Annotated in this window: 21 protein-coding genes; 9 read left to right on the forward strand and 12 right to left on the reverse strand. The window is 69.9% G+C overall.

Going from position 1 to position 23355, the window contains the following annotated elements; translation table 11 throughout:
* The first annotated feature begins 153 nt into the window (after positions 1 to 153).
* Positions 154 to 930: an ABC transporter ATP-binding protein gene (locus ACFVRO_RS00330; protein ID WP_105675497.1), complete on the forward strand. Its 777-nt coding sequence runs from the start codon at positions 154 to 156 to the stop codon at positions 928 to 930.
* Positions 912 to 2504 (forward strand): hypothetical protein, encoded by a 1593-nt coding sequence (locus ACFVRO_RS00335; protein ID WP_386948003.1) that lies wholly within the window; start codon positions 912 to 914, stop codon positions 2502 to 2504. The genes ACFVRO_RS00330 and ACFVRO_RS00335 overlap by 19 nt, the downstream gene beginning before the upstream one ends.
* Positions 2505 to 2559: 55 nt before the next feature.
* Here ACFVRO_RS00335 and proC read toward each other — a convergent pair whose 3' ends face one another.
* Positions 2560 to 3399 (reverse strand): pyrroline-5-carboxylate reductase, encoded by an 840-nt coding sequence (proC, locus tag ACFVRO_RS00340; RefSeq protein ID WP_386948006.1) that lies wholly within the window; start codon positions 3397 to 3399, stop codon positions 2560 to 2562.
* A gap of 59 nt (positions 3400 to 3458) precedes the next feature.
* Here proC and ACFVRO_RS00345 point away from each other — a divergent pair, with 59 nt between their 5' ends.
* A complete protein-coding gene (locus ACFVRO_RS00345) occupies positions 3459 to 4430 on the forward strand; it encodes a cation diffusion facilitator family transporter (RefSeq protein WP_386948008.1) in 972 nt (323 codons plus the stop codon).
* A gap of 2 nt (positions 4431 to 4432) precedes the next feature.
* On the forward strand, positions 4433 to 5329 hold the full coding sequence (locus tag ACFVRO_RS00350) for an alpha/beta hydrolase (protein WP_386948009.1): 897 nt from the start codon (positions 4433 to 4435) through the stop codon (positions 5327 to 5329).
* A 90-nt stretch (positions 5330 to 5419) separates the two neighbouring features.
* Here ACFVRO_RS00350 and tadA read toward each other — a convergent pair whose 3' ends face one another.
* Complete coding sequence (gene tadA / locus ACFVRO_RS00355; RefSeq protein WP_386948012.1) at positions 5420 to 5875, reverse strand: tRNA adenosine(34) deaminase TadA; 456 nt, start codon at positions 5873 to 5875, stop codon at positions 5420 to 5422.
* Between the two features lie 80 nt (positions 5876 to 5955).
* On the opposite strand from tadA, the gene upp reads away from it, so the two are divergent.
* Positions 5956 to 6588 carry a uracil phosphoribosyltransferase gene (gene upp / locus ACFVRO_RS00360; protein WP_105675485.1) on the forward strand — a complete coding sequence of 211 codons (633 nt, stop codon included), beginning with the start codon at positions 5956 to 5958 and terminating at the stop codon, positions 6586 to 6588.
* A gap of 217 nt (positions 6589 to 6805) precedes the next feature.
* Here upp and ACFVRO_RS00365 read toward each other — a convergent pair whose 3' ends face one another.
* From ACFVRO_RS00365 to nadE, 3 genes are all read right to left on the reverse strand, one after another.
* Positions 6806 to 7573 carry a hypothetical protein gene (locus ACFVRO_RS00365; protein ID WP_386948015.1) on the reverse strand — a complete coding sequence of 256 codons (768 nt, stop codon included), beginning with the start codon at positions 7571 to 7573 and terminating at the stop codon, positions 6806 to 6808.
* Positions 7574 to 7577: 4 nt separating this feature from the next.
* Entirely contained in the window at positions 7578 to 11048 is a 3471-nt protein-coding gene (locus ACFVRO_RS00370; RefSeq protein WP_386948018.1) for a TM0106 family RecB-like putative nuclease, read from the reverse strand.
* A gap of 62 nt (positions 11049 to 11110) precedes the next feature.
* Positions 11111 to 11929, reverse strand: coding sequence for an ammonia-dependent NAD(+) synthetase (gene nadE / locus ACFVRO_RS00375; protein WP_386948020.1), 819 nt, complete (start codon positions 11927 to 11929; stop codon positions 11111 to 11113).
* Positions 11930 to 12025: 96 nt separating this feature from the next.
* Between nadE and ACFVRO_RS00380 the strand changes: the two genes are divergently transcribed.
* Positions 12026 to 12583: a nucleosidase gene (locus ACFVRO_RS00380; RefSeq protein ID WP_105675477.1), complete on the forward strand. Its 558-nt coding sequence runs from the start codon at positions 12026 to 12028 to the stop codon at positions 12581 to 12583.
* A 66-nt stretch (positions 12584 to 12649) separates the two neighbouring features.
* On the opposite strand, the gene ACFVRO_RS00385 is transcribed toward ACFVRO_RS00380, so the two are convergent.
* The 4 genes from ACFVRO_RS00385 to ACFVRO_RS00400 form a co-directional block, all read right to left on the reverse strand.
* Positions 12650 to 15673, reverse strand: coding sequence for an AAA family ATPase (locus ACFVRO_RS00385; RefSeq protein ID WP_386948022.1), 3024 nt, complete (start codon positions 15671 to 15673; stop codon positions 12650 to 12652).
* Between the two features lie 15 nt (positions 15674 to 15688).
* Entirely contained in the window at positions 15689 to 16843 is a 1155-nt protein-coding gene (locus ACFVRO_RS00390; RefSeq protein WP_386948025.1) for an exonuclease SbcCD subunit D, read from the reverse strand.
* 260 nt (positions 16844 to 17103) lie between these two features.
* Positions 17104 to 17568: a DIP1984 family protein gene (locus tag ACFVRO_RS00395; RefSeq protein WP_341940148.1), complete on the reverse strand. Its 465-nt coding sequence runs from the start codon at positions 17566 to 17568 to the stop codon at positions 17104 to 17106.
* A gap of 62 nt (positions 17569 to 17630) precedes the next feature.
* Positions 17631 to 17939, reverse strand: coding sequence for a GNAT family N-acetyltransferase (locus tag ACFVRO_RS00400; RefSeq protein ID WP_386948027.1), 309 nt, complete (start codon positions 17937 to 17939; stop codon positions 17631 to 17633).
* Positions 17940 to 18265: 326 nt separating this feature from the next.
* On the opposite strand from ACFVRO_RS00400, the gene ACFVRO_RS00405 reads away from it, so the two are divergent.
* The 3 genes from ACFVRO_RS00405 (at position 18266) to ACFVRO_RS00415 (ending at position 20335) form a co-directional block, all read left to right on the forward strand.
* Positions 18266 to 18955, forward strand: coding sequence for a winged helix-turn-helix domain-containing protein (locus tag ACFVRO_RS00405; RefSeq protein ID WP_105675466.1), 690 nt, complete (start codon positions 18266 to 18268; stop codon positions 18953 to 18955).
* Between the two features lie 196 nt (positions 18956 to 19151).
* A complete protein-coding gene (locus ACFVRO_RS00410) occupies positions 19152 to 20108 on the forward strand; it encodes a DNA-3-methyladenine glycosylase family protein (RefSeq protein ID WP_386948030.1) in 957 nt (318 codons plus the stop codon).
* A 20-nt stretch (positions 20109 to 20128) separates the two neighbouring features.
* Positions 20129 to 20335, forward strand: a complete 207-nt coding sequence (locus tag ACFVRO_RS00415) for a hypothetical protein (RefSeq protein WP_105675463.1) — start codon at positions 20129 to 20131, stop codon at positions 20333 to 20335.
* Between the two features lie 132 nt (positions 20336 to 20467).
* Here ACFVRO_RS00415 and ACFVRO_RS00420 read toward each other — a convergent pair whose 3' ends face one another.
* The 3 genes from ACFVRO_RS00420 to ACFVRO_RS00430 are packed head-to-tail and all read right to left on the reverse strand — an operon-like array spanning position 20468 to position 23287.
* Complete coding sequence (locus ACFVRO_RS00420) at positions 20468 to 21223, reverse strand: ATP-binding cassette domain-containing protein (RefSeq protein WP_344012192.1); 756 nt, start codon at positions 21221 to 21223, stop codon at positions 20468 to 20470.
* Positions 21220 to 22251 (reverse strand): iron chelate uptake ABC transporter family permease subunit, encoded by a 1032-nt coding sequence (locus ACFVRO_RS00425; RefSeq protein WP_344012194.1) that lies wholly within the window; start codon positions 22249 to 22251, stop codon positions 21220 to 21222. Before ACFVRO_RS00425 ends, ACFVRO_RS00420 begins: the two co-directional genes overlap by 4 nt.
* A complete protein-coding gene (locus ACFVRO_RS00430; RefSeq protein ID WP_386948032.1) occupies positions 22241 to 23287 on the reverse strand; it encodes an ABC transporter permease in 1047 nt (348 codons plus the stop codon). The genes ACFVRO_RS00425 and ACFVRO_RS00430 overlap by 11 nt, the downstream gene beginning before the upstream one ends.
* Positions 23288 to 23355 lie beyond the last annotated feature (68 nt).

A 23355-nucleotide genomic window follows, 5' to 3' on the forward strand; every position in this document is an offset into this window, starting at 1 on the left:
AGCGCCGGCAATCCGGAAACCCGGCCGATCATCCGGACACGGGACGATCGCCGCGTCGCGACCGCGGGATGCCGAGGCGCGGAGGAAACCCCGGTCCGGATATCCCCCGCTCGGCGGATGCTTCTGGGTCCGCCTCCGTGGTGGGATGGGGGCATGACCGACCAGACAGCGGCCCCTCCCGTCCTCGCCCTCCGCGGCCTGCGCAAGCAGTTCGGCCAGAAGGTGGCGGTCGACAATCTGTCGCTCGATGTGCCCGCCGGCACCATGCTGGGCCTTCTCGGCCCCAACGGCGCGGGCAAGACCACGACGCTCTCGATGACGACGGGTCTGCTGCGCCCTGACGCCGGAACCGCCTGGATCCTCGGGGTCGACGTGTGGCAGAACCCCGCGGAGGCGAAGGCGCGCATGGGCGTCCTGCCCGACGGCATCCGGATGCTCGACCGCCTCACCGGCGCCGAGCTCCTGCGTTACAGCGGACTGCTCCGGGGGATGCCGGAGGCGGAGGTCGTGTCGCGCGCCGCGGAGCTGCTCGACGCCCTGGGGTTGACGGATGCGGGCGACACCCTCGTCGTGGACTACTCCGCGGGCATGCGCAAGAAGATCGGTCTCGCCTGCGCGCTGATCCACGCCCCTCGGCTCCTCATCCTCGACGAGCCGCTCGAAGCGGTGGACCCGGTGTCGGGAGAGACGATCAGGCAGATCCTCCGCGCCTTCGTGAACGGCGGCGGCACGGTGGTGCTGTCGAGTCATGTGATGGAGCTCGTCGAGTCCATGTGCGACCGGGTCGCGATCGTCGCGGAGGGCCGTCTGCTCGCGGACGGCACGCTCGACGAGGTCCGCGCGGGGATGAGCCTGCAGCAGCGCTTCCTGTCGCTGGTCGGCGCGCACGAGCTCGGATCGGAGACGCTGTCATGGTTGCGCTCCTCGTAAGCCTGCGGTGGCGCCAGCTGGGCCATCAGCTCCGTCGCAACCCGTGGATGATCGTGACCCTGATCATCACAGGGATGATGGCGCTCGGGTTCCTCGCGCTGCTCGCGTTCGGTCTCGTCGCGATGCGGATCGCGGCCCCCGATACCGCCGTCACGGTCATGGTCATCACCGGCGCGATCATCGTCGCCGGCTGGTGGCTCGGATCGCTGCTCGTGAGCGCGGACGACTCCCTCGCTCCCGAGCGGTTCGCACTGCTGCCGGTGACCGCCTCGGCGCTCCTGCCCGGAATGGTCGTCGCCGGCACCACCACGATCGGCGGAATCGGCACCGCGATCGCCCTCGTGCTCATGCTGCTCGGGTGGTCGGTCAACGCGTTCGCCCTCATCGCCGGGCTCATCACGATCCCCCTGGCCCTCGCGACGTGCGTGCTCGGCGCGCGCGTCATCAGCGGGCTCCTCGCGGGGTGGCTCGCCCGGCGCCGCACCCGCGACCTGGTCGTGACGCTCGGCGTGCTGCTCGCGGCATCCTCCGGGCTGCTGATCAACCTCGCGCTCAGCGCCTTCCGGCAGATGGGCGATGTGGGATCGGCCTTCTCCGGCGCCGCGGACGCCCTCGCCTGGACACCGCTCGCCGCCGTGTTCGGCGTGCCGGCGGCGCTCGTCGACGGCGACATCGGCACCGCGGGACTGCGGATGCTGATCGCTCTCGCCACCGTCGTCGTGTTCTGGTTCGCAGCGCGGGCCCTGCTCGCGGCACGGCTGGTGGCCCCGATCCAGGGCAGCGGCGGCGGCCGGGTGCGCTCGGGCGGCCTCGTCGACCGGATGCTGCCCGCCACAGCCGTGGGAGCGATCGCCGCGCGCACGCTCCGCTACTTCCGCCGTGATCCTCGTCAGGTCATCAACGTGGTCATGATGCTGCTCCTGCCGGCGATCCTGATCGGAGTCGTCTTCATGAACGGCCTGCAGGACGAGCAGATCGGCTTCGGTCCGGTGATCACGCTGGTCCCCGCAATCAACGCGCTGATGATCGGCACCATCATGCAGATGGCGATCGCCTACGACAACGACGCGGTCGCCATGCACATCCTCACCGGGGTGAGCGGCACCGTCGACCGCTTCGGACGACTGCTCGGCTTCGCGATCATCGCCGTGCCGCTCACTCTCGTGCTCTGCCTCGCCAGCTGCGTGCTGGCAGGACGTATCGACCTGCTGCCGGGAAGCCTGGGGGCTGCGCTCGGACTGGGGGCGGTATCGGCAGGCGCCGGCGCGTGGGCGGGGAGCTTCCTGCCCGGACGTGCGCCGGCCCCGGAGGCCAACCCGTTCGGACGCGGGTCGTCGGGCGGCGTGCAGTCGCTCATCGCGATGATGGTGATGTCGCCGATCACGCTGATCCTCGGCGCTCCGGCGCTCGGGTTCGCGATCGCCGCGTTCTGGGTGCCGCCGCTCGGCTGGGTGAGCCTGGTGTGCGGCCTCGTGATCGGCGCCGCCGCCGTGTGGGGCGGGGCCGTCCTGGGCGGACGAGTGCTCGACGGCCGCTGGCCGCAGGTCCTCGCCGAGGTGTCGAGCGAGGCGTAGCCGCGGCGGCCACCACCCCTGATCTCGAGCGGTCCTCCGTGGCAGAGGCGGTGGATCAGGCCCCGGCCGCGAGCTCCTTGGCGCGGGCCAGCGCCGCCGCGGCAGCATCGGCGAAGGTCCGGTCGAGGTGTGCATCCTGCAGCACCGCGATCGCGCGCTCGGTCGTGCCCTTGGGGCTCGTGACCCGGCGGCGCAGCTCGGCGGGGTCCTCCCCCGATGCGTCGAGGAGCGCGGTCGCCCCGATGAAGGTCTGCTCCGCCATCAGGCGCGCATCGGCCTCCGCGAAACCCAGATCGACCGCCGCCGCGGTCAGCTTCTCGATCAGCAGGAACACGTACGCGGGTCCGGAGCCCGAGATCGTGGAGAGAGCGTCGATCTGCGACTCCGGCACCTCGATCACGGCGCCGACGGTCTCGAACATGCGACGGACCTCGGCGAGATCGGACTCCGTGACCGCAGCCCCGGCGGCGAGTCCGGTGACCGCCTTGCCGACGGTCGCGGGGGTGTTCGGCATCGAGCGGATGACACGTGCCTCGGCGCCGAGCACATCGGCGAAGGTCTGCAGGGTGACCCCGGCGGCGATGCTGACGACGATCGCCTCCGGCTTCAGGTGCGGCCCGATCTCGCGGAGCAGGTCCGGCACCATCGCGGGCTTCACGCCGACGATGACGATGCCGGCGGATGCCGCGGCATCGAGGTTCCCGGTCGGATGCCCGTCGAGGGCGATGCTGGTGACGCCCGGCATCCCCTCCAGCGTCGCCGCGCTCTGCGCGGTGCGGTTGGTCGCGGTGATGCCGCCGTCGACCGCGATGCCCGAGGCGACGACGCCGCGGAGGATCGCCCCTCCCATGGAACCGGCACCGAGAAAAGCGATCGAGGGAAGCGCGTCAGTCATGTCGTCATCCTACGGCGGCTCGCCGCTGATCCCTCGGGGAGGAGATCTAGACTCGTCCCATGAGTGCATCCGGCGGCAGCAGAGCAATCATCGCGGCGTTCCTGGCGAACCTGGGCATCGCGCTCGCGAAGTTCATCGCGTGGGCGCTGTCGGGCTCGGCCTCGATGCTCGCCGAGGCGATCCACTCCGTCGCCGACTCCGGCAACCAGCTGCTCCTCATGTTCGGAGGGCGCAAGGCTCAGCGCCAGGCCGACCGCGAGCATCCCTTCGGCTACGGCCGGGAGCGCTACGTCTCGGCGTTCGTGGTGTCGATCATCCTGTTCTCGGTCGGCGGTGTCTTCGCGATCTACGAGGGCATCGACAAGCTGCGCCACCCGCACGAGCTCGATCCGGTGTGGTGGTGGCTTCCGATCGTGGTGCTGCTCGTCGCGATCGTGCTCGAGTCGGTCTCCCTGCGCACCGCGGTGAAGGAGAGCAACCTGGTGCGCGAGAAGGGGCAGTCGTGGGTGTCGTTCGTGCGCCGCGCGAAGGCCCCCGAGCTCCCCGTCGTGCTGCTCGAAGACACCGGAGCCCTCACCGGCCTGGCGTTCGCGCTGCTCGGCGTCGGTCTCACGGTCATCACGGGCAACCCGCTCTTCGACGCCCTCGGCACCGTCATGATCGGTCTGCTTCTCGTGGCCATCGCGATCGTGCTCGGCATCGAGACCAAGAGCCTGCTGGTCGGCGAGGGCGCGAACCCCGCCGACTACGACCGCATCGTCGACGCCGTCAACGAGGGTCCCGAGGTGGAGAAGATCATCCACATGAAGACCCTGTACCTCGGCCCTGACGAGCTGATGGTCGCGGCAAAGATCGCGCTGAGCGCCGACAAGCCGCTGCGCGAGGTCGCCGACGACATCGACGAGATCGAGGCGCGCATCCGTGCGGCGCTTCCGATCGCCCGCGTGATCTACATCGAGCCCGACGTGTACCGTCCGGCGATCGACCCGCAGCCGTCGACCGATGTGTTCGTGCTGAAGTCCTCGGACTGATCGTGCCGGTGCGGGACGACCTGAGGTCCGCGCTCGCGCGCCCCGACCTGCCGGTCGAGACGCGGACGAAGATCCAGCACGTCCAATCCGTGCTGGACGCCGACTCGCAGGCGCGGCTGGAGTCCTTCACGATCCTCGACGGCCGGCCCTACGCCGTCGTCTCCTTCGGCGATCCGAGCACGGCCGACCTCGTCGTGTACCTGCTGCACGGCATCGACACGGACCTCGCGTCCTTCCCCGAGTGGGCGGATGCCGCGCAGCGACTGTGCATCGACATCATCCGCACGTGCGTGGCGCGCGGCGAGCCGCGCAAGGTCGCGACCGTCGCCTGGTTCGCGTGGGACTCCGGAACGCACGTCACGGCGCTCGCGACGAAGCACGCGACCATCGGCGCCGCCCGGCTGTCGGTCGACATCGATCGGCTGATCGTGCGGAATCCCGGCGCCCACATCGCCACCGTCGCCTACTCGTACTCGACCACCCTGCTCGGCGAGATGTTCGCGCTGAACATCGCCGACGAGGTCCGCACGGCGTTCTGCATCGCCTCGGCCGGCGTCACCCACGCCGCGAGCACGGCGATCGAGGACGCGATCGAACGAGAAGAGGTCGTGGTCTACGCCACCGAGGGCGCCGGCGACGGCGTCGCCCCGATGGGACGACTCGGCAACCACCCGATCGATCCGCGCGACATCCGCGGCGTCATCGTGTACGACTCCGACGGCGGCGAGGCGCCGGGCATCGACGGCGGCGTGGTCGCGGGGGTCCCCGTCGAGGGCCACGCCTCGCAGACCGCGGTCGACGAACGAGGCATCCGACACCCCGGCTATTTCGACGAGCGCGCGCAGTCGTACCTGACGCTGGTCGCTCGCCTGGCGGACGCCGTCACGACCGCTCTCTGACGCCGGCGCGGGGTGCCGGGGCAGAGCCCGGGCGGGTGCCGAGGCAGAGCCCGGGGATCAGATCTCTCGGTGTGATTGCGGGTACTGCGCTCAGCGCCGCTGCTCGAAGAAGGCGCGGAGAAGACCGGTCGCGGCATCCGCCTCGACGCCCCCGACGACCTCGGACCGGTAGGGCAGTCGGCGGTCGCGCAGCACGTCGTACATGGAGCCGGCGGCTCCGGCCTTGTCGTCCCAGGCCCCGAACACGACGCGCGAGATGCGCGACTGCAGGATCGCCCCTGCGCACATGACACAGGGTTCGAGGGTGACGACGAGGGTGCATCCGTCGAGATTCCAGGAGCCGAGGGATGCCGCCGCTCCGCGGAGCGCGTTCACCTCCGCATGGCCCGTGGGATCGTGCGTGGCCTCTCGGTCGTTGCGCCCCTCGGCGAGAACGCGTCCTTCCGCATCGAGGACCACGGCTCCGACGGGGATCTCATCGGCTGCGGCGGCCTCGGCGGCGAGCTCCAGAGCACGCGTCATCGCACGGTCGTCGGCGGAGGTCATGGGACGAGCCTACGGCGCGCGGCGCGGGTACCGCGGCATCCGATGTCGTGCGGGGCTGTGCGGCGCATTAGCCTGTATCCATGCGCGTTCACGTTGCCGACCACCCTCTCATCACCCACAAGCTCTCGGTGCTGCGCGACGAGCGCACCCCGTCGCCGGTGTTCCGCCAGCTCACGGAGGAGCTCGTGACGCTGCTCGCCTACGAGGCGACGCGCAACGTGCGGGTCAGCCCCATCGAGATCACCACCCCGGTGACGAAGACGATGGGCGTCAAGATCTCCGAGCCACGACCCATCGTGGTGCCGATCCTGCGCGCCGGCCTCGGCATGCTGGAGGGTCTCGTCAAGCTGCTGCCGACCGCCGAGGTCGGGTTCCTCGGCATGGTCCGCGATGAGGAGACCTTCGAGCCGACGACCTACGCCGAGCGTCTTCCCGACGACCTCAGTGACCGCCAGTGCTTCGCGATCGACCCGATGCTCGCCACCGGCGGCTCGCTCGCCGCGGCGATCCAGTTCCTCTTCGACCGCGGAGCCAAGGATGTCACCGCGATCTGCCTGCTCGGCACCCCCGAGGGAGTCGCCGCGATCGAGGCGCTCGTCGGCGACCGCGACGTCACCCTGGTGCTGGGCGCTCTCGACGAGCGTCTCAACGAGAAGGGCTACATCGTCCCCGGTCTCGGCGACGCCGGAGACCGCCTGTACGGCACCGTCTGACCCTCGGGCCCAGTTGCGGCTTCCGCGGCGCAGCAGAGCTGCGTTTGGGAGCGGGCGGAGGCGCCGCCGCGGAGCTACCAACGTGCCGGGTCTGAGACCGACGCCCGGTCAGGGTCGCAGAGCAGCGCCCGGTTCAGACGCTCGGGCACGCGCGCAGAGCTGGCACCGAGAGCGGGCGGAGGCGTCGCAGCAGACCTGCGCTCGGGCGGGGCCGGAGTCAGACGCTCAGCCGGTACGCGCGCTCGTCTCCGTAGTGCCGGAACCCCGCTCGTTCGAGGATCGGCGCGGATGTCGAGATCCTGCCCTTCACGAGCGCGGTCGCCGCGCCGAGTTCGGCGCTCGCTCGGAGCCGCTCCGCCAGGACCGCCCGATACGCGCCACGGCCTCGGGCCCGCTCCAGGGTCGCGGCACCCCACAGGCGGGTGAAGCCTTCGACGATCGTGCAGCCGCCGGTGCTCACGGCCTCGCCGTCGAGTCGGCCGAGTACGCGCACGCCTTCTGCGGCTTCAAGCCCGGCGGTCACCTCCGCCAGCTCGATGCGCAGTCCCTCCTCGTCGAGCGGCGACTGCTCCCACACCGGCACGTTGATCGCGTCCACTTCGCGTACCTGTTCCAGCGTGCGGACCACCTCCGCCGTGACACCGCTCGGAACGTCGATTGCGAGCTGATCGATCGCGAGGGCGAACACGGCGACCGTGTCCTCGTGCAGGGCACCGCGTCGGCGCAGCTCCTCTTCGAGATCAGGGCTGTCGGACGGATTCGTCCAGAAGGTCAACCGCGACTCGCCCCACGCTCGGGTCTTCTCGACAGCATGATCGAGAACCGCAGCGGCGCTCGATGCCGAGCCGACCTGAGAGCCGCGCACACCGCCTCCGAATCGCGGCGGGTACTTCACCAGCAGCAGGTCTTCCCGCACGTGCTCGCTGTCGCGCGGCAGCCAGGCCCAGGCGGCGGCCGCGCGAAGGATGTCGTCCGTCGTGTGCATCGGTTCAGTCCTCTCCGGCGCCGACCAGTCGGGCGAACGCGCTGAGCCGTGCAACGCCCTCTGGCGTGTACGGCAGATCGTCGAGAAGCGCGGGCGAGTGGACCAGATAGGCGACGACCTGGGCCCGCGAGATCGCCACGTTCAGCCGGTTCTGCAGGAGCAGGAACTCCGGACCGCGGGGAGCGTCTCGCCCGCTGGATGCGGCGAGCGAGGTGATCGACACGACGGCCTCCTTGCCCTGGAAGTTGTCGACCGTGCCTACAGGGACATCGGGGAAGCCTGCGGTGGAGAGCGCGTCGTGCACGAGCTGTCGTTGCGCGTTGTAGGGCGTGACGACGATGATGTCGGACTGCACGAGAGGGCGCGCCGTGGCGTCCGCGTCGTTGTCGGTGAACGTGCGGCCGAGGAGATCGGTCACGAGGGCGACGACGGCCTCCGCCTCTTCAGCGGACTGCGTCGCGTTGCCACGGTGGCGCAGGGGCAGGACGTGAAGGCCGGGATCGATGCCGGCGAGCGATCTCCTCTCGGTGCCGGGAGCAGAAGCCAGCTTGCCTGCGTAGGCGAGCGTGGAGACCGGGGCGGCGACGAACGGGTGCATCCTCCACGACCTCGCGAGGAAGTACCCGTACTCGGGCTTCACGACCGCGTCACCGTCCATGACCCATCCGAGCGCGGAGGTGTCGACCGGTTCGGGATGAGCGCCCTGGCTCACCTGGGGCAGCTGCTGGGGGTCTCCGAGCAGCAGCAGTCGCTTCGCCCCCGCGGCCACCGCGATCGTCGACGCGAGCGAGAACTGTCCGGCCTCATCGATCACCAGCAGGTCGAGGCCCCCGCGGCCGACCCGCTGAGTGTTGCTGAAGTCCCAGGCGGTGCCGCCGACCACGACGCCCTCACCGCTGTGCTCGGCGAGGAACGACGCCATCCCGCTCTTCGGGATCACCGTGTACGACGGATCGCCGTCATCGGACTTCGGCGCCTTGCCCACCTGCGAAGGAGACACGCCGTCGGCGACCACGCGCTCGAGCAGGGTCTCGATGATCGCATGGGACTGGGCGACGACTCCGACCTTGAAGCCGTGCTCGTTCACCAGCCGCGCGATGACCTGGGACCCGGTGTACGTCTTGCCGGTACCGGGAGGTCCCTGCACCGCGAGGTAGCTGTGGTCGAGATCGAGGATGCCGCGCACGATCGCATCGATCGTGTCACCGCCAGCTTCCGGAAGCGGCGCTCCCGACATCGTGCGCGGAGGGATCCGCCGGAGGATGTCGGTCGCCGCGTCTTCGGGGAAGCCCGGCGCGGCCAGGTGCACGGCATCCGCCCACTCGTCGATCGCCCCCTGCAGGGAGACCACTCTCGGCGGCGCGGCCGGAGTCAGCGCGATCGGGAGCTCGTCCCATGTCTGCCCCTGAACAGCGGTCTCGGTCACGAGATATCCGTCGTCGAGCACCTCGGCGATCGTCACCGTGTGCGGGACGTGCACGACACGTGAGGGCACTTCGGTGTCGAAGGGGGCGGGGACCTCGTACAGCGCGAACGGCTGCGACCCGACGCCGAGCGTCGTGCCCGGGGACACCTCGCCGCGGATCTCGATGTCGCGCGACATCACCCGACGGCCCTCGACCACGCTCCAGTCACGGCTCACGGTCGACGAGAACCGATCGACGCGGATGACGTCTCTCGTGCCGTCCCACATCGTGACCGGCTCACGGAGTCTCTGGAAGTGCGAGACCCAGAAGCTCTTCGCCTCCCGAGGGAAGTAGTCGATGGCCGCGGCGGCGATCCGGTGCACCTGACCGTCGCCGCCCGCCTCGACGTCATGCTCCGCGTCGCCGAGCAGGGCGACCGACCGCGGAGACGGCTCGTACATGGCCTCGTCGGCCTGGTCGGGCGGCGCCGGGTGCACGCCCTTCTCCCGAGCGATGTCGATCAGCCAGTTGCGCAGCCGCCGCGTCGATACGCAGTCGTAGCGGTTGTAGTCGGCGAGGTCGGCGAACACGGCATCCGCCTCGGCCTGCTCCCCCGCGGCCGCGAGCTCCCGCGCCACGACGTACTGGACGATCGAGTCGTCGCCCTTCTGCACATCGCTCGTGCGCACATCGGCGCCCATGTAGAGCGGTTCGAGCTTCTTGATCGAGTACGAGCGCGATCCGACGCGCACCGTGCGCAGCACGAGCGGGTACAGGTCGACGAACACGCCCTCCCTGAGGAGCCGATCGACCTCGCCCTCGCGCACGCCGTGCCTGGCCGCCATCGCGACGAGGTGCGAGGTCTCGTACGGGGCGTAGTGGTAGATGTGCATGCCAGGGTGGGCGGATCTGCGCACCTTCACGAAATCGAGGAAGTCCTCCAGAGCCCTCTTCTCCGCGGCGAAGTCGTGCGCCCACAGCGCGGTGTACTGATCGAGGTTGTCGACCCAGCCGAAGAGGTAGTCGATCCCCCACTCAGACTCCCCCGCCGGCGCCGGCTCGGTGTAGAGCGGGTCGCCCTCGAAGTCGAAGAAGATGTCGCCGTGGCTCGGAACAGGGAGCGTGTGGATCGCCGCCGCGTAGTGCACGTCGAACGTGGGAGCCCCCGCCGCATCTGCCCGCAGCTGGAGTTCGGCCTGCGCACGGAGCGTCGCGAACGTATCGGGATTCATGCCCTCCGGCGCATCGGATGCCGCCGCGAGCTGATCGATCGTCTCGATGCCCGCTGAGCGCAGACGAGCGCGCTGCACCGGCCGCATGCGCGCCACCATGAGCAGATCCCTGTGCGCGAGCACCTGCTCCTCGCACGTGGCGCAGCGGCCGCACGCGACGACGTCGAGGTCGCCGCGGTCGTCTCCCCACGCGAGCGGAGCCCCCGCGGAACCCTCCGCGATCCGACGATCGGCGATCAAGGCTCGCAGCCGCGCACGCCGCACGCGGAACAGCGGGAGGAGGTCATCAACCCGGTGCGTGCTCCGCGTGCCGTCGCCGAGGATGAGATCGACCTCGTCGGATCGGGGGATGCCGAGGCGGTCGAGCTGGTCGACGTATGCCGCGAGCTGCATGAGCGCCGTCACCCGCGCCTTGCGGGCGAGCTTGGAGTCCTCCACCCGCCACCGGCCGTCGGGATCGCGCCGCAGGAAGTCGGCGAACCCGACGAACTCCTCGGTCGCGAACGCCGCCTGGAAGATCACCCGGGCGTCGGAGGACAGCGCGGCGATCGTCTCGGCGACCACACCGGCGAGCGCGTCGGCATCCACCGACGACACCTTCGCGACCTCGTGCACGCCCTGCCCGAACTCGGCCACGTAGTCGGCGAGGACCTTCTGCTCGTGGACGTCTCCGAGACGGGCGGCACGGGCCAGCGTCGCGTCCTCTGGCTCCTCGACCGCGGGAACGCGGCCGAGCTTCGCGTCGATCGCTCTGCACCACGCGAACTCGCACTCAGCCGCAGCCTTGAGGTCGCTCGCGCTCCAGATGACGCGCTGCGCCTGAGTGTCGATCCGCACGATGCTCCCGTTCTGTCGGATGCTTCGACACTAGCCGCGGCATCCGACATCACAGGACGCGCTCAGCGCCACCAGGTGTCGTCGGGGGTCACCGGAAGGTGCCGCTTGTGCTGGGTGCCGAGGTACTTCGCCTCGATGCGTCCCGCGACGTCGGGAGCGACCTCTCGGCCTTCCAGGAAGTCGTCGATCTGCTCGTAGGTGAGGCCCAATTCGTCCTCGTCCGCACGGCCGGGCTGCCCGTCGAGCAGGTCGGCCGTCGGCACCTTGAATGCGAGGCGGTCAGGGGCTCCGAGCACCTGCAGCAGCGAGCGTCCCTGACGCTTCGTGAGGCCCGAGAGCGGCAGGATGTCGGCCGCTCCGTCGCCGAACTTCGTGTAGAAGCCCGTCACCGCCTCCGCCGCGTGATCGGTGCCGATCACGAGCAGTCCGTCGTGACCGGCGAGCGCGTACTGCGTCACCATCCGGACGCGGGCCTTGATGTTGCCGCGGTTGAAGTCACTGATGTCGCTGGTGACGGCGAACTCGATGTCCTCCTCGACGCCGTCGACGCCGTTCTGGATGTTGACCTCGACCGAGGAGTCCGCGGCGATGAACTCCAGCGCGGCCTCGGCATCCGCCGCATCCTGCTGCACGCGGTAGGGCAGACGCACCGCGAGGAACTTCGCGTCACCGCCCTCGGACCGCACGCGCTCCACGGCGAGCTGCGCCAGCCTGCCGGCGAGCGTCGAGTCCTGGCCGCCCGAGATGCCCAGCACGAAGCCGCGGGCTCCGGTGGAGCGCAGGTAGTCGACGAGGAACTGCACCCGCCGCTCCACCTCGGCCTCGGGATCGATCTCGGCCTTGACGCCGAGGGCTTCAGAGATCTGCTGCTGCAGGGACACGGGGACTCCTCACTCGTTCTCGACCCAGTATCCCCCCTGCGTGTTACGAGGGGATGACACATGCTTCTACCAGGTGCGACCTGAAAAGATGAGGCAGTGAAACTTCTCGTCGCCGCCCTGAGCTCCGAACTCGCCGCCTTCCCCGATACCCTCCCCGGTTTCGACCGTCTCGTGACGGGCCCCGGAAAGCTGCAGGCGACGTACGCCCTCACCCGCGCGCTCGACGCGAACAGCTATGACGAGATCGTCGTCGTGGGCACCGCCGGCGCGATCGACCCCGATCTCGCCGACGGCGTGCACGAGGTCGGCGAGGCCTTCCAGCACGACGTCACCGATCTCGACGGCATCTCCGGACAGCACGTCTCGCTGCCCGCGCGGGTCTCGACCGGCCGTGACGGGGTCCTGATCGCGACCGGCGATCACTTCGTCGACGACGCGGAGGTCACCGCCGTGATCCGTCCGACCGGCGCCGCTCTGGTCGACATGGAGACCTACGCCTACATCTGGGTCGCCGCGCAGTTCGGCGTGCCGATCCGCGTCTTCCGTGCGGTCTCCGACAGCGCAGAAGACGGTGCGCTCACCGACTGGCGCGAGGCCGTCGCACGCTGCAGCGCCCAGCTGCGGACCTTCATCCGCGAGGAGTACGGGGTCTGATCGGCTCCGTTCCGGCGAGCAGCGTCCGGAAACGGATGCCGGAGGCGGTCCTGTGGCCGTGCGTGGTCAGCGGGCCTCGATGACGCTCGGCCCCTCGGCCGTGGCCCTGACGGTGAGCTGAGCAGGGATCTGCTCCTGCATCGCCTCGACGTGACTGATCACGCCGACCGTGCGGCCGCCCTGACGCAGCTCGTCGAGCGTGCGCATGGCGACCTCCAGGGTGTCGCCGTCGAGCGATCCGAACCCCTCGTCGATGAACAGGGTGTCGAGTCGGATGCCGCCCGCGCGCGCCGTGACGACCTCGGCGAGCCCGAGCGCGAGTGCGAGAGAGCTGAGGAAGGTCTCGCCCCCGGAGAGCGACTGCGCAGGGCGGCTCTGGCCGGTGAAGGCGTCGAACACCACGATGCCAAGGCCTGAGGCCGCGCCCCTGGCGGCCAGCGCGTCGGAGTGCTGCAGCTGATAGCGTCCGGCCGACATGTCGCTCAGCCGTCGGTTCGCCGCCCTGACGATCTCCTCGAGCTCGGCGGCGAGCACGAAGGTCTCGAGGGTCATCTTGCGGCTGTTCGCCCCGCGGCCGGCGATGGTGTCTGCCAGCTCCCGCAGGACCTCGAACTCGGCGGCGTCGTCGCCGACGCGCGCCTGCTCGGATGCCGCGGATTCGATCAGACCTCCCAGCCTCTCGGCGGTGCCCTCCGCGCGGGAGGCGGCATCGACCGCCGCGGTCCAGCGCGCCCTGGCCTCGACGGATGCCTGCTCCTGAGGCAGGAGATCGATCGGCTCCTCAGGGAGAGTGCGCAGTTCCAGGTCGAGCAGGATCGCCTTCTCCTTGCCCCGCTGCGCCGTGTGCTCGTCGATGCGGGCAGTCAGCGCCGCCTGCGCCGCGGGCGATCGCAGCGCCGCCTCGGCAGCTGCGACATCGTCGAAAGCCGACGCGGCGAGCGCGGCATCCCGCTCCGCGACAGCGTCGGCAGTCGTGTTCGCGTGACGCTCGCGCTCCGCGATCGCGTCAGACAGAGTGCGGGCGGCGGAGATGCGCTCCCCGGCCACTTTCAGGCGCGCCGCGACCGTCTCGTGGTCCCCGCGGGCCGAGAGGATCTGCGCCTCGGCGTCTGCGCGGCGCTGAAGAAGCACGGCGAGCTCTTCCCGAGCTGCGGAGAGGGCAGCGGTGTCGTCGGCGCGACCGCTCTCGAGAGCCTCTGCCCTCGCCGTCAGAGCGGCGAGCTCCTGCTCGAGCTCCGCGACGGCCGACGCCGATGCGACGCTCGCGTCGTACTCCTCTTCGGCCGCGGTGAGCTCTGCGGTCGTCTGCTCCACCGTGCGCCCATCGGCGCGGGCCGTCGCCGCAGCGAGTGCGGCGCGCGTGGCCGCGAGCTTCTCCGATGCCATGCGCTCGCGCTGGGCCGCGGTGTCACGCGCGGCTTCGGCCTCGGCCACGTCGTCGGCCGATACCGGGTCGACATGCTCGGCGGGGGCGGGATGCTCGTGCGCGCCGCAGACCGGGCAGGCCTCTCCGTCGACCAGGGCGGAGGCGAGTTCCCCCGCCATCCCGTCGGAACGGCGCTTACGCAGCCGCGCGAACCGCGCCTGCGCCGATGCGAACGCTGCCGCCGCGTCATCGACGGCAGCGTTGTCGATGACCTCCTGCGCTTCCACCCGCTCATGCTCGACAGCCGCCGCCTTCCGGGCTGCCGCAGCCTCGCGCGCGGCGAGGAGATCTGTGGCCCGATCGGCCCGTCGTCTCGCGTCGTCACGTCGCTGAGTGGCCGCCGCGATCCGCTCAGGAATCGTCGACCGCTCCATCTCCCCTGCGTCGATCCGTGCGGACGCGGCCGCCACACGATCTTCGGCGGCCTGGAGATCGACAGCCAGCTGCGGCGCCCGGCGCTCGAGCTCACGCGCGTGCTCCCAGGCGCCTGTCTCCTTCGTCTGCTCCGATGCCCAGGCATCGAGCTCCTCCGTGCTCTCGGAGGGAAGGGCGATGCCGAATCGGGTCCAGCGGCTCCGGGCCTCCTGCTCGGCATCGGTCGAGACGGTGAGCGCGACCTGCGCGCGCGTCTCCGCGGCGATCGTCGCACGCAGCGCCTCGGCAGCGCGGGCAGCATCGAGCTCTGCCCGGGTGTCGGCGATCTGCGGGAGTTCGGCATCGAGCCGATCGAGGGCCGCACGGGCGCGATCACGCTCGCTCTGCGCGCGCTGATCCTCTCGCTGCGCGGCCAGCGCCGCATCGGCAGCGGTGAGGCGCGTCTCGTCGTCGTCGCGCTCGGCCGCACGCCGCTCGACGCGGTAGTCCGCCCTGGCCTTGGCGCGGCGCAGGTCGTCGAGCCGCTCGTCTGTGGGGGCCGCCGACGTCAGTCCGGCAACGCTCACGTCTTCGAGTTCCGCGCGCGACGAGCCCTCTGTTCCGTCGGCCCCGAGCTCCGCGCTCGCGACCAGACGATCGGCCTCGTCGAGTCGCGCTGTCACGGCGGCGAGCCTCGTGCCGAGCCGGAGCTCCGCCTCCCGCCGACGCTCATCGAACCGCGACTGCACATCCTCGAACCGCTCCGTGCCGAAGAGGCGGCGCAGGAGCGATTGGCGGTCTCTGCTGTTCGCGAGCAGGAACTCCGAGAACCGGTTCTGTGCCAGCAGGATCACCTGCAGGAACTGCTCCCTGCTGAGCTGCAGGATCTCGTCGAGCTCACCGGCGACATCGACCGCTCGGGCGGCGCGACCGACCCAGCCGGCGTCCGTCCACTCGTCGAGAGCGACCGCGGCCGCCTGCTTCGTGAGACCGCCGCCTCGCTTCGCCGGCCGCAGATACTCCGGCGAGCGGGTGACCCGGAACCGCCCGGAGGGCGTGCTGAACTCCACGACGACCTCGGACACCTCGTCGGGTTCGCTGTGGTCGCTCCTCAGCCTCTTCTCGCTCCCGTCGTAGCGGGGAACACCTCCGTAGAGGCCGAAGCACACCGCATCGAGGATGCTGGACTTGCCTGCGCCCGTCCGCCCGGCGATGAGGAAGATGCCGTCGTCGGCGAACGCGTCGAAATCCACGATCTGACGCGATCGGAACGGGCCGAAGCCCTCGACCTCCAGGCGGTGCAGCTGCATCGGATCAGTACCCGCTCAGACCAGTGCCTCGGTCCGCGCACGATCGTCGAGGATCTCGCGGATCAGCTCGCTCTCTCGCTCGGACGCCCCCTGCCCTGCGCGGACGTGCTGCAGGAAGGCCTCGATCCGGTCGGTGTCGGTGACGGCCATCCGCAGGCGCTCGGAATAGGAGCGCTCATCGACGTCGGCGCTCACCGAGGGCTGATGCTGCACCATCGCGCAGAAGGGATACTGCTCGCGTAGACGGCGCATCGGCTCTGCCTGTGCGACGGCGTCGGTGTAGATCGCGCACACCCAGTCTTCGGCGTGCGCGGCGACGTTCTCGACCGACAGGATCTCGTCGAGAGTGCCGGTGAGCGTCACGAGTGCGCGGGGCACGGGCAGATCGAGCCACTCGGCGGACGCCAGTCCGTCGGCGTCGAGCTCGACCAGCCAGGAGCCTCGCGGCTTGTGCTGCTCGCCGAAGCTGTAGTGCAGCGGCGCCCCCGAGTAGCGCACACGTTCGCTCACCTGCTGACGACCGTGGATGTGACCGAGCGCCACGTAGTCGGGACCGTCGAAGACCTCGAGCGGGACCACGTCGAGGCCGCCCTGGCGGACCTCGCGCTCGAGGCCGGCGGTGACGTCGACGCCCGCCGCGAAGCAGTGCGCGATCGCGACCGAGCGCCCTTCGTGCCGGTCGATGCCCTCGCGCACCAGCCCCATGGCGTGCGCCATCGTCTGGGCCTGAGTGCGCAGCTGCGCCTCCGGCCAGTGCTGGCGGACGATCGCCGGCTCGAGGTACGGGATGCCGAAGAAGTGCACGGGGCCGGAGGCATCGTGCACCGTCACGGGGTCGCCGATCGCACGGGGATCGGTGAGCACGTCGATGCCGTCGCGCAGCAGCCTGGCCTGGAACCCGAGCCGCGCGGCGGAGTCGTGGTTGCCGCTCGTCACGATGACTCGGGCTCCCGTCTCATGCAGCGCGACGAGCGCGTCGCCGAGGAGCGTGTACGCGGCCGCAGCCGGCGTCGCCGAGTCGAACACGTCGCCGGCGACCACCACGACGTCGACGTCGTTCTCGCGAACCTGCTCCGTGAGCGCTCCGAAGACCTCGGCCAGCGCATCCATGGTCGAGTTGCCATGGAAGGTGCGGCCGATGTGCCAGTCGGAGGTGTGCAGGATTCGCATACCCTCACGGTACGGAGGGCCTCCGACATCACGTCCGAGGCGTGCCGGACGCGATCCTGAATGAGAGAGCGGAAGGTCCCCTGACCCACCCTCGCCATGACGATCGGCACGCGGTGATGCGAGATGCGCTGTGCGCTGTCACCTGTGCGGGGTGCGGGGCTGCGCGATACGGGATCTGGGCTGCCCTCCGCCCGACAAGGGCCGGTCTTGCCCCACCGGCAGGGGTTGTGCCCGCTTCGTCGTGGCTACCGACTTCCGCTCTACTCCTCCAGGTCGCTCGTCCAGTTCGCCTGCTGGATGCGGTTGTCCAGCTCCCGCAGCTCGACGGCGACGGCATCCGCCCTCTCGCGCAGCGTCGCGACGGGAAGAGCCGCCACCTGCCGCAGCTCGGAGCGCATCTGCCGGAACATCCCGGCGGACCCGGAGGCCGCCGACGCCGCGTCCGCGAGCAGTGAATGCCGCAGGCGCAGCACGTCGCGAGCCGCGAGCGCGTCGGTCATGGTGCCGTCCGCGCCGAGATCGAGCCGGGAGTTGGTGGCGTTGATGCGGCGGATCAGCTCCTGGAGGCGCTCCAGCGCGGCATCCGCCTCGACGATGAGCGCCGCGGCGTCCTCCGCCGGCTCCTCACCCTCCTGATAGCGCGCGTTCGCGGTGATGCGGGAGCGGAGCTGCTCGATCCTGCGCTGCAGATCGGCTCTCGCGGTGAGCGCTTCGGCGAGTTTCATCCGGTCATCTCCTCGGGGTGCACGTGCGGACGGCGTCGTAACACAGTGTCACAGAAGCCGGATCATCGTGTACGGAGCAGATCCGCGTGCTCGGGGTGCGCGGCGAACCAGTCTGCGACGTACCAGCAGACCGGATCGACCTTGCGATCCCCCCGGGACTCGAGGTCGGCGACAGCGCCCTCCACGACCTTCGCGGCGTAGCCTTTTCCGCGGAAAGTCGGGATCGTGAAGGCTCTGGTGAGCGCGACCGTGCGTCCGTCGTCGCGGTAGTCGAGCACGCTCACGAGCTCGCCGTCGTGCAGGAGCGTGTAGCGCGACGCGTCCTTCTCATCCGTGAAGCTGAAGCCTTTTATCGCCTGCGGGAGCACCATCTGAGCAACGTTACGCCCGCCCCGGCGGCCGGTGGTCGTTTTGACACGCGCAGACTTCTTCCGACATAATCCCCCCATGACCACCAACGCACGCCCTTTGTCCGCCCAGGAGGCGAACAGGACTGCCGGGATGATGATGCCCGGTCGCGTTGGCATGTGTTGCCGAATGTGTCGCTGAACGAACAGCCACCCCGCCTGACCTGACCCTTCGCGATCTGCGAGGTCGGTGTCTCCGAGCATCCACCCTTGCTCGCTCTCCCGGCGCCGCCGGTCATTCATGCAACGCATCAGAGCCACATCGGCTCACGTCCTGAGGACTCATCATCATGTCGAACACTGCACTTCTCGAGCGTCCCGCCGCATCCGTCCGCCCGCAGGCCGCCACCGCGCCGCTGGCCGCCGACCTCCCCGCCGTCCGCTCGCCCCGTGGCTTCGCCCTGTACGTCGGCCTCGACGAGATCAAGGCCGCCGAGGCCGGGGTCAGCCTTCCGCTCCTGGTCGATGCCCTCCGTCGCACCCTCGCCGAGCTCGCTCCCGGCGCCGAGACGCACGCCACCGTGGCGCTCGCCCCGCACGGCTCCGGCGGCCGCGACCTCGACGTCGTGCGCCTCGCCCTGCAGGAGCCCGGCGCGATCGCCCGCACCAAGGCCGCTGCCGAGGAGGACGTGACCGACGAAGAGGGCGGAGTCGTCGTCGACATCTCTCGCAAGCGCGTCCTCATCGACGGCGAGTCCGCGTCCTTCACCTACAAGGAGTTCGAGCTCCTGCAGTACCTCGTCCTCCGCGAGGGCCGCACGATCGAGCGCAGCGAGCTGGTCTCCGCGCTCTGGCAGGCGCAGGACGACGAGACCCCCGGCGAGCGCACGATCGACGTGCACGTGCGCCGCCTCCGCGCCAAGCTCGGTCGTTACGAGGACATCGTGCGCACCGTGCGCGGCATCGGCTACCGCTTCGACCGGCACGCCGACGTCGTCATCCGCTACGGCCACGGCACCCCCTCGCCCGACCGCTTCTGAGTCCGGCGCAGGACTTCCGGGCGCAGCACTCCGGCGACCGAACTCCGGAGATCCGCGTTCATCACCGGGGTCCGTGCGGTTCACGCGTCGCATTCCCGGGATTCTCCGGAGTTCTGCACACGAACTCGCTGCGCACGAACTCGAGGCTCACGACGTCGAGTCTCACGACGTCGGAACCGCCGCGTAGGGTGATCGCATGACCGTGACGGCAGCTCCCGAATCGGATGCCGCGGCATCCGGCGCACCGCTCGAGACCGTCTACCGCCCCGCGCGCGCCGTCGACCTCCGCTCCACCGTCGGCGTGCTCCGCCGCGGGCCGGGCGACCCGACCATGGTGCACGACGGCCCGGTGATCTGGCGCGCCCTGCGCACGGCGACGGGCACAGCCACTCTCGCGCTGCGCTCATCCTCCGGCGAGATCAGGGCGACCGCCTGGGGCCCTGGCGCCGCCGCCGCCCTCGACACCGTGCCCGCGCTCTGCGGAGCGCATGACGACGACTCCGGCTTCGATGCGTCGCATCATCCCCTCGTCGCCGAGGCCGCCCGCCGCCATCCGTCGCTGCGCCTCGCCAGGACGGACCAGGTCTTCGACGCACTGGCCTGTGCGATCCTCGAGCAGAAGGTGACAGGGCTGCAGGCGTTCCGCGCGTGGCGCGTGCTGGTGACGCGCTTCGGCGAACCCGCTCCTGGTCCGACGCCGCGGCCGATGCACGCCGCCCCCTCGGCGGAGGGCTGGCGCCGCATCCCGTCGTGGACCTGGCACAGCGCGGGCGTGCAGCCGCCGCAGTCGAAGACGATCGTCCGCGTGGCGGAGCGCGGCGACAGCATCCGTCGCGCGCTGATCGCCGCAGCGACCGGGGCCGACCGTGATCGCGTGCTCACCAGCCTCCCCGGAATCGGCCTATGGACCTCGGCCGAGACCCGCATCCGCGCCCTCGGCGACCCGGACGCCGTGAGCGTGGGCGACTATCACCTGGCCCACGAGATCGGCTACGCGCTGACCGGCTCTCGGACCGACGACGACGGGATGCTGGAGCTTCTCGCCCCCTGGGCTGGTCACCGCCAGCGTGTGATCCGGCTGATCTCCGCGAGCGGCGTGCGAGAGCCACGGCGGGGCCCGCGGCTCTCGCCGGAGGACCACCGCGGTCGCTGATCGCCCCCTAGGCTGAGGGCATGAAGACGCCCCCGCGCACCGGCTTCCGCCTGCTCATCTCCGCCGGACTCCTGGTGATCGGCGTCGTCGTCGGCCTCATCTTCGAGAACGTGTGGCTCGGAGTGCTGCTCGCGGTCATCGTGTGGTTCGGCTGGTTCCTCGGCTTCGAGTCCCGCCGCGGGCACAACGAGGGCGTGAACGACGAGGACCACGGCATCGAGCTCTGACCCGCCGCCGATCCCGCTCCCCGGCGGCGGCGTCCCGCGCCGAGCGCACGGGAAGCCCGCCCCGCGCACGGCTCCTCGACGACGGCATCCCGTGCACCCGGCGAGATCACGGGAGATCGACGACGTCGGCCGTCAGTAGTAGACCGCAAGAGGGCCGGAGGGGCCCTCGACCACCCGCACGGGGGTGTCGAACACGCGGGTGAGCACCTCGTCGGTCATGATCTCCTCCGGGGTACCGAACTCGACCACCGCGCCGTCCTTCATGGCGCAGATGTGGTCGGCGTAGTGGCCGGCGAAGTTGATGTCGTGCAGCACGATCACGATCGTTCGGCCCAGCTCCTCGGCGGCGCGGCGCAGGTGCTTCATCATCTGCACGGCGTGCTTCATGTCGAGGTTGTTCAGCGGCTCGTCGAGCAGCACGAACTCGGTGTCCTGCGCGAGGACCATGGCGACGTAGGCGCGCTGTCGCTGACCGCCGGAGAGCTCGTCGATGAACCGCTGTTCGAGCTCCGTGAGACCGAGGAAGTCGATCGCCTCGGTGATCTTGTCCTCGTCGAGCTGGGTGAGCCGCCCGCCGGAGTGCGGGTAGCGGCCGAAGCCCACGAGCTGGCGCACCGTGAGCCTGGTGACGAAGTGGTTCTCCTGTCGCAGGATCGACACGATCTTCGCCACCTGCTTCGACGGCGTCCGGTGCACGTCGAGACCGTCGATCTCGACGGTCCCCTCGTCCGGGGCGAGCAGCCGCCCCATCATGGTGAGCAGGGTGGACTTGCCCGCGCCGTTCGGCCCGATGAGGGCGACGATGCCGCCAGCCGGGAGATCGATCGAGACGGGGCCGATCTCGGTGTCGCTGCTGTAGCGCTGGACGAGATCTCTGATGCGGATCACAGTCGCCCCTTTCGGAGGATGACGAGGAGGAAGAGGAGACCGCCGAGCAGCTCGACGATGATCGTGACCGCGTTGACGAGAGTGAACACGTGCTTGAGCAGGAAGTAGGCGAGCCCGAGCGCGACGTAACCGAGCAGCCAGGCCATCGGCAACAGGAGGCGGTGGTCGTAGGTGTCGGCGATCGCGTAGGCCAGCGTGGCGACGAGGAAGCCGAGGAAGGTCATCGGGCCGAACAGCGACGTGCTCATCGCCATCAACACCGAGACCAGCGTGAGCATCAGCATCACCTGGCGCTTGTGGTTCAGCCCGAGGTTCGTGCTGATGTCCTTGCCCAGTGAGAGCAGGTCCAGTCGCCGCGACAGCATCCAGATCGCCCCTCCGGCGATCGCGCACACCGGGATGACGAACCACAGGAAGTCGGTGTTGGCGTTGGTGATGCTGCCGAAGAGGCGAGCGGCGAGAACGTCGAACTCGTTCGGCTCGAGCATCTGCTGCAGGAACGTGGAGAGGGCTCCCATCCCCGTGCCGAGGATGATGCCGATCAGCAGCATGACGTGCAGGTTGCCGAACCGCCCGGAGAGCAGCCACGAGTAGAGCAGCACGGCGAAGAGCACCATCAGCGCCGACTGCAGCAGGAACCGGGCGAACGGCGTGACGCCGCTGAATCCCGCGACGCCGAAGAAGAACACGATCACCGTCTGGATGAGCACGTAGAGGGACTCGAAGCCCATGATCGACGGCGTGATGATGCGGTTGTTCGTCGCGGTCTGGAAGGCGATCGTCGCGTATGCCTGGCAGAAGGTGACGACCGCGATGACGACGACGGCCGAGACGCGCATGCCCGAGATGCGCAGCCACCTTTCGCTGAACAGCGCGTACGGGTTGTTCCAGCACAGCAGCAGGGCGGTGATGACGATCGCGCCGACGATCAGGCCGATCAGCACGAGCCGGTAGCGGAGGCGGTGCGCGGGGTCGGCGAAGGACCCGGAGCGCCGCACGGACGGACGGTTCACGAGGTCAGCGGACACCGGTCCTCCTCGTCCGAAGGAGCATGAGGATGAACACGATCGATCCGACGACTCCCAGCACCAGCGAGATCGGCACCTCGAAGGGCATGATGATCGTGCGTCCGATGAGGTCGCAGATGGTCACGATCCAGATTCCGGTGAGGAACACCCACGGCAGGTTCGAGCGCAGGTCGTCGCCGCGCACCATCGACACGAGGTTCGGCACGATCAGTCCCAGGAAGGGCAGAGCGCCGATGATGACCGTGACCACTCCCGTGGTCATCGCGACGAGACCGACGCCCAGGAGCACGACCCGCTCGTAGTGCAGGCCGACGTTCGTGGCGATGTCCTTCCCCAGGCCGGCGACCGTGAAGCGGTCGGCGGCGATCACGACCACGACCGCGACGAAGAGCACGATCCAGAGCGGCTCGTAGCGACCGATCTCGATCCCGGTGAACCGGCCCATGAACCACCCGCCGATCACCTGCAGCAGATTGAAGCGCAGCGCGAGGAACGTCGACACGGCGCTGATGACGGAGCCGAACATGATGCCGACGATCGGCACGATGAGCGACGACTTCAGCGTCACCCGCCGGAGGAACGCGAAGAACACGAGCGTCCCGGCGAAGGCGAAGACGATCGCGATCACCATCTTCGTGAAGACTCCGGATGCCGGCAGCACGATGTAGGTGACGAGCAGCCCCAACCCCGCCCACTCCGTGGTGCCGATCGTCGTCGGCTCGACGAAGCGGTTCTGCGTCATCAGCTGCATCACGAGACCCGCCATCGCCATGCTCGCCCCGGCGAGGACGAGGGAGGCGGTGCGCGGTATGCGGGTGATCCAGAGGAACTCCCGGCCATCGCCCTGCGCCGCGGTGATGTCGGCGACGCCGGTGAAGATCGACACCGTCACGAGGGCGAATGTCAGGAGGACGGCGAGGAGCAGCGGCCACGTCCGGGACCAGCGGGAGCGGTCCCGTCGGGGTGACGCGGTGGCGGCGACGGCGTCGGTGTTCGTGATCCGTCGCGGCGCCGGCGCGGAGGGCGTCGAGGTCATGGGGTCTCCGGGGCAGTGGGGCGCGCCGCCGCCGCGTCCGGAATGCGGACGGGCAGCGGCGCGCGGGT

The sequence above is a fragment of the Microbacterium sp. NPDC057944 genome, from assembly GCF_042887445.1.
GTDB lineage: Bacteria > Actinomycetota > Actinomycetes > Actinomycetales > Microbacteriaceae > Microbacterium > Microbacterium natoriense.

Coding starts and splice junctions, on each gene's coding strand:
- ACFVRO_RS00330 (WP_105675497.1), top strand. CDS start 154: ATGACCGACCAGACAGCGGCCCCTCCCGTCCTCGCCCTCCGCGGCCTG.
- ACFVRO_RS00335 (WP_386948003.1), top strand. CDS start 912: ATGGTTGCGCTCCTCGTAAGCCTGCGGTGGCGCCAGCTGGGCCATCAG.
- proC (WP_386948006.1), bottom strand. CDS start 3,399: ATGACTGACGCGCTTCCCTCGATCGCTTTTCTCGGTGCCGGTTCCATG.
- ACFVRO_RS00345 (WP_386948008.1), top strand. CDS start 3,459: ATGAGTGCATCCGGCGGCAGCAGAGCAATCATCGCGGCGTTCCTGGCG.
- tadA (WP_386948012.1), bottom strand. CDS start 5,875: ATGACCTCCGCCGACGACCGTGCGATGACGCGTGCTCTGGAGCTCGCC.
- upp (WP_105675485.1), top strand. CDS start 5,956: ATGCGCGTTCACGTTGCCGACCACCCTCTCATCACCCACAAGCTCTCG.
- ACFVRO_RS00365 (WP_386948015.1), bottom strand. CDS start 7,573: ATGCACACGACGGACGACATCCTTCGCGCGGCCGCCGCCTGGGCCTGG.
- ACFVRO_RS00385 (WP_386948022.1), bottom strand. CDS start 15,673: ATGCAGCTGCACCGCCTGGAGGTCGAGGGCTTCGGCCCGTTCCGATCG.
- ACFVRO_RS00390 (WP_386948025.1), bottom strand. CDS start 16,843: ATGCGAATCCTGCACACCTCCGACTGGCACATCGGCCGCACCTTCCAT.
- ACFVRO_RS00395 (WP_341940148.1), bottom strand. CDS start 17,568: ATGAAACTCGCCGAAGCGCTCACCGCGAGAGCCGATCTGCAGCGCAGG.
- ACFVRO_RS00400 (WP_386948027.1), bottom strand. CDS start 17,939: ATGGTGCTCCCGCAGGCGATAAAAGGCTTCAGCTTCACGGATGAGAAG.
- ACFVRO_RS00405 (WP_105675466.1), top strand. CDS start 18,266: ATGTCGAACACTGCACTTCTCGAGCGTCCCGCCGCATCCGTCCGCCCG.
- ACFVRO_RS00410 (WP_386948030.1), top strand. CDS start 19,152: ATGACCGTGACGGCAGCTCCCGAATCGGATGCCGCGGCATCCGGCGCA.
- ACFVRO_RS00415 (WP_105675463.1), top strand. CDS start 20,129: ATGAAGACGCCCCCGCGCACCGGCTTCCGCCTGCTCATCTCCGCCGGA.
- ACFVRO_RS00430 (WP_386948032.1), bottom strand. CDS start 23,287: ATGACCTCGACGCCCTCCGCGCCGGCGCCGCGACGGATCACGAACACC.